General features: G+C 73.8%; 2 protein-coding genes. Both read left to right on the top strand.

Annotation, left to right across the window (positions count from 1 at the left end; translation table 11 throughout):
* Window positions 1-2,840, top strand: a 2,840-nt coding sequence (locus tag JWP83_RS18360; protein WP_297732675.1) for an ATP-dependent DNA helicase, incomplete at its 5' end; no start/stop codon positions are given.
* Window positions 2,837-6,053: ATP-dependent DNA helicase (locus JWP83_RS18355; RefSeq protein ID WP_297732673.1), on the top strand; the 3,217-nt coding region annotated here is incomplete at its 3' end. The genes JWP83_RS18360 and JWP83_RS18355, both read left to right, overlap by 4 nt.

Below are 6,053 nucleotides of genomic sequence, written 5' to 3'. Positions count from 1 at the left end.
TCCTGCGGCGGGCCGCCGAGCGCGCCGGCGATGCGCCCCCGCGGCTGGTCACCAGCGCCGAGCAGGACGCCATCGTCCGCGAGCTGCTGGCCGGTGACCTCGAGGACGGGCCGCGCGCGGCGAGCGCGTGGCCGGCCCATCTGCGGCCAGCGCTGGCGACCGCCGGCTTCGCCACCGAGCTGCGTAACCTGTTGGCGCGCTGCTCCGAACGCGGTGTGGACCCGCAGGACCTGGAGCGCCTGGGCCGTCGGTGCCGCCGTCCGGAATGGACCGCCGCCGGCCAATTCGCGCGACAGTACGAGCAGGTCATGTTGCTGCGGGCGGCGGTCGGGACGGCGGCGCCGCAGGCGACGGCGCCGGCGCTCGGCGCCGCCGAACTGGTGGGTGCCGCGCTGGAGGCCTTCGCGGTCGATCCGGAACTGCTGGCGGCCGAGCGCGCCCGGGTGCGCGTCCTTCTGATCGACGACGCCCAGCAGCTCGACCCGCAGGCGGCCCGCCTGGTTCGGGTGCTGGCCGCGGGCACGGAGGTGACGCTGGTCGCCGGTGACCCCAACCAGGCGGTGTTCGGCTTCCGGGGCGGCGAGGCGTCCGGATTGCTCACCGACGATTCACCGTCGGTGACACTCACGGCATCCCATCGCTGCGCGCCCGCCGTGGCGCGCGCCGTCACCGGCATCGCGCGCCGGCTCCCGGGGGGCAGCGCCGGCCGGCGGATCGACGGCACCGGCGCCGACGGGGCCGATAAAGGATCCGTCACCGCGCGCCTGGCCGCGTCGGTGCACGCCGAGGCGGCGTTGATCGCCGACGCGTTGCGGCGCGCACAGTTGATCGACGGGATTGCTTGGTCGCAGATGGCCGTCATCGTCCGGTCGGTGCCACTTGCCGGCGCGCGATTGCCGCGCGCGCTCGCCGCCGCCGGCGTCCCGGTGGCCGCCCCCCCGTCAAGCGGACCGTTATCGGACGAGCCCGCGGCGCGGACGCTGCTCACCGTTCTGGCGGCCACCGCGGACGGAGTAAGCGGTGCACAGGCGCTGGCGTTGCTGACCGGTCCCATCGGCCGCGTCGACCCGGTGTCGCTGCGGCAGCTCCGCCGAACGCTGCAGCGCGCCAACGCCAATCGGGCGCCCGGCGACTTCGGCGGCCTCCTCGTAGAGGCCCTGCACGCCGACGCGCCGTTGCAGGGACCGCAATCCCGCGCGCTGCGGCGGGTGCGTGCGGTGCTGGACGCGGCAGCGCGCTGCCACAGCGAGGGCCAAGACCCGCGCTACACCCTTTGGGCCACCTGGCATCGGTCCGGTCTGCAGCGGCGGTGGCTCTCGGCAAGCGAGCGTGGCGGACCCGCCGGCGCCCAGGCCACCAGGGACCTGGAGGCCGCGACCGCCCTGTTCGACATCGCCGACCACTATGTGTCCCGCACGCCCGGCGCGTCGCTGCGCGGGCTCGTCGAGCACGTCGCGGCGCTGCAGCTGCCCGGCGTCAACCCCGAGCCGGTGTCGCAGGCAGAGCAGGTCAGGGTGCTCAGCGCCCACGCCGCGCTGGGACACGAATGGGACTTCGTGATCATCGCCGGGCTGCAGGAAGGGTTGTGGCCCAACACCGTTCCGCGCGGTGGCGTGCTGAACACCCAGCGGCTGCTCGACGCGCTCGACGGCGTCACCGAGGACGCCTCGGTGCGGGCACCGCTGCTGGCCGAGGAGCGCAGGTTGCTGGTGGCGGCGATGGGCCGGGCCCGACGCCGGCTGCTGGTGACGGCCGTGGACAGCGACGCGGACGGGGCGAACGGGGAGGCCGCACTGCCGTCGGTCTTCTTTTCCGAAATCGCGCAGTGGGCCGATGAAGATCCCGTTGACGCGCAACCGATCTCGGCGCCCCGCGTGTTGTCCGCGGCGGCGCTCGTGGGCCGGCTGCGCAGTGTCGTGTGCGCGCCCGACGGCGCGGTGGACGACGCCGTTCGTCGTTGCGCGGCAACGCAACTGGCCCGGCTGGCCAAAGCGGGCGTGCCCGGCGCCGACCCGGCCGGGTGGCACGGCATGATCCCGGTCAGTACCACCGAACCGCTGCGGGCCGGCGCCGACCCCGTCACGCTGACGCCGTCGACCCTGCAGACGCTCAACGACTGCCCGCTGCGCTGGGTGGCCGAACGGCACGGGGGAACCGACGCCCGGGATCTCCGGTCCACCATCGGCTCGGTGCTGCACGCGCTGATCGCCGAACCGGCCAAAACCGAATCGGAACTGCTGGCCGAGCTGGACCGGGCATGGAAGCACCTGCCCTTCGATGCGCAGTGGCATTCGGCCAACGAGCTGGCCCGGCACCGCGCAATGGTCGAGGCATTCATCGAGTGGCGGGCGCAGACCCGGCGCGAACTGACCGAGGTCGGCATCGAGGTGGCCGTCGACGGAACGCTTGGGACACCGCGCGATGACGGCGGCCAAATTCGGCTGCGCGGGCGAGTCGACCGGCTGGAACGCGACGCGGCCGGACGGCTCGTGATCGTCGACATCAAGACCGGCAAAACCCCAGTCAGCAAGGACGACGCGCAACGACACGCACAGCTGGCGATGTACCAGCTGGCGGTCGCCGACGGCATGATCGCTGCCGGCACGGAGCCCGGCGGTGCGCGGCTGGTCTATGTGGGCAAGACGGGGGCCGCCGGTGCCACCGTGCGGGAGCAGGATCCGCTGACCACGGCGGCCCGGCAGGAATGGCGCAACCTCGTCCGGCTGGCCGCCGACGCGACGGCCGGACCGCAGTTCATCGCCCGGCGCAACGACGGTTGCACACACTGCCCGATACGGCGGTGCTGCCCGGCCCACACCGACGGGGCGGGACCGCTGTGAACCCGCGCTACAGCCCGGCCGAATTAGCCAGCGCGCTAGGGCTTTTCCCGCCCACCGACGAGCAGGCCGCCGTCATCGCCGCCCCGCCGGGCCCGCTGGTCGTCATCGCGGGGGCGGGCGCCGGTAAAACCGAGACGATGGCCGCGCGGGTCGTGTGGCTCATCGCCAACGGCTACGCCGAACCCGGCCAGGTGCTCGGGTTGACGTTCACCCGCAAGGCGGCCGGCCAGCTGCTGCGCCGGGTCCGGTCCCGGCTGGCCCGGCTGGCCGGCATCGGCCTCGCCGCGACCACCGGCGTCCTCGAAGCGGAGGGCGCCCCGGCGGTCAGCACCTACCACGCCTTCGCCGGCGCGCTGCTGCGCGACCACGGCCTGCTGTTGCCGGTCGAGCCGGACACCCGGCTGCTCGGCGAGACCGAGCTGTGGCAGCTGGCCTTCGATGTGGTCAGCGGGTACCCCGGGGAGCTGCGCACCGACAAGACACCGGCCGCGGTCACCTCGATGGTGCTGCGGCTGTGGGGGCAGCTGGCCGAGCACCTGGTGGACACCGGCCAGCTCCGCGATACCCACGTCGAGCTGGAACGGCTGATCCACGCGCTGCCGGCGGGCCCCTACCAGCGCGATCGCGGCCCCAGCCAGTGGCTGCTGCGGCTGCTGACCACCCAGACCGAGCGCGCCGAACTGGTGCCGCTCCTCGACGCGCTGCACGAGCGCATGCGCGCCGCGAAGGCGATGGACTTCGGCATGCAGATGGCGTCCGCGGCGCGACTGGCGATGACCTTCCCGCAGGTCGGTCAGGAGCTGCGGAACCGCTACCGGGTGGTGCTGCTCGACGAGTACCAGGACACCGGGCACGCCCAGCGGATCGCGCTGTCGGCGCTGTTCGGCGGCGGCCGCAACGACAGAGACGACGGGCTGGCGCTGACGGCCGTCGGCGACCCGATTCAGTCGATCTACGGCTGGCGCGGCGCCTCGGCGACCAATCTTCCGCGGTTCACCACCGACTTCCCCCGCGCCGACGGCACCCCGGCGCCGGCCCTGGAGCTGCGGACCAGCTGGCGCAACCCGCCGCGGGCCCTGCGGGTGGCCAACGCTATCTCGGCGGAGGCGCGGCGCCGGTCGGTCGCCGTGCACGCCCTGCGCCCGCGCCCGGACGCCGCGCCCGGCACCATCCGCTGCGCGTTGCTTTCCGACGTGCGGGCCGAACGCGAGTGGATCGCCGACCAGCTCCACGCGCACTACCGGCAAGCCCAGGCCGACGGCGCCGGCCCGCCGACCGCCGCGGTGCTGGTGCGCCGCAACGCCGACGCCGCACCCATCGCCGACGCCCTTCGCGCGCGCGGAATCCCGGTCGAGGTGGTGGGTTTGGCCGGGCTGCTGTCGATCCCCGAGGTCGCCGACGTCGTGGCCATGGTGCGGCTGGTGGCCGACCCGACGGCCGGTGCGGCGGCGATGCGGGTGCTGGCGGGCCCGCGATGGCGCCTCGGCGGTCGGGACATCGCCGAGCTGTGGCAGCGCGCGCTGGCCCTGGCCGGGGAACGCTCGGGCGGGACGGCGTCGCCCGAGTCGATCGCGATGGCCGCCGGACCCGACCCCGATACGGCCTGCCTGGCCGACGCGATCAGCGATCCCGGCCCGGCCGGCGCGTACTCGGTCACGGGGTATCGGCGCATCACCGCGCTGGCCGCCGAACTGCGCGCCCTGCGCGGACACCTCGGCCATTCCCTGCCCGACCTGGTCGCCGAGGTGCGCCGCGCGCTGGGTGTCGACTGCGAAGTCCGCGCCGGCGCGGCGATCTGCGCTGGATGGACCGGCGCCGAACACCTCGACGCGTTCGCCGACGTCGTCGCCGGCTACGCCGAACAGACACGCGTCACCGCAGACGCGTCGGTGACGGCGTCGGTCGCCGGCCTGCTGGCCTACCTGGACGTCGCCGAGACAGTGGAGAACGGTTTGCCGCCCGCCCCGTCGACGGTCGCGCCGGACCGGGTCCAGGTCCTCACGGTGCACTCCGCGAAGGGTCTGGAGTGGCAAGTCGTCGTGGTACCCCACCTGTCGGGCGGAATCTTTCCGTCGACCGCGTCGCGCAGCACCTGGCTCACCGACGCCGCCGAGCTGCCGCCGCTGTTGCGTGGCGACCGCGCCTCGACGGGCTCGCTGGGCATCCCGGTGCTCGATACGTCAGCCGTCACCAATCGGAAGCAATTATCGGACACGATCTTTGAGCACCGCACTCAGCTCGAGCAACGGCGCGTCGACGAGGAACGCCGATTGCTGTACGTCGCGATCACCCGGTCCGAGGACACCCTGCTGGTGTCCGGTCATCATTGGGGCTCGACCGGGATCAAACCGCGGGGCCCGTCGGAGTTCCTGTGCGAGCTCAAGGACATCATCGACCGTTCGGCCGCCGAAGGCGATCCGTGTGGGGTGGTGGAACACTGGGCGCCCGCACCCGCCGACGGCGAACGAAACCCCATGCGCGACAACGTCGTCGAGGCGATGTGGCCCGCCGACCCGTTGGCCGCGCGGCGCGGCGCTGTCGAAGGCGGGGCCGCGCTGGTGGTCGAGGCCATGTCGGGCGGTCTGGACGAGGCTGGCGCCGACGTCGACGGGTGGGCCGCGGACGTCGACGCGTTGTTGGCCGAGCGGGCACGGTCGGCCCGCCCGCCCGCGCGCGCCCTGCCCAGCCAGGTCTCGGTCAGCGGTCTGGTGGACCTGGCGCGTGACCCGGTGGCCGCGGCGCAGCGGTTGGTCCACCGGCTGCCCACGCGCCCGGACCCTCACGCGTTGCTCGGCAACGCTTTTCACGCCTGGGTTCAGCAGTTCTACGGCGCCGACTCGCTGTTTGACGTCGGTGACCTGCCGGGCGCGGCGGACTCCGGTGTCGGCGACACCCAGGGATTGACGGCGCTGCAGGCGGCGTTCGCCGAATCGCGGTGGGCGGCCCGCACGCCCGTGGCGGTCGAGGTGCCGTTCGAGATGCCGATCGGCGACACCGTGGTGCGCGGCCGCATCGACGCGGTGTTCGCCGACCCCGGCGGCGGCGCCACCGTCGTGGACTGGAAGACCGGTGAGCCCCCGCACGGCGCGGAAGCCATGCGGCAGGCCGCCGTACAGCTCGCCGTCTACCGCCTGGCTTGGGCGGCGTTGGCGCAAGTCCCGGCATCGTCGGTGCGCACCGCCTTCTACTACGTGCGCACCGGCGCCACCGTTA

It is taken from the genome of Mycobacterium sp., from assembly GCF_025965855.1.
Classification (GTDB): domain Bacteria; phylum Actinomycetota; class Actinomycetes; order Mycobacteriales; family Mycobacteriaceae; genus Mycobacterium.
This window is presented reverse-complemented; position numbering and strand designations above follow the sequence as displayed.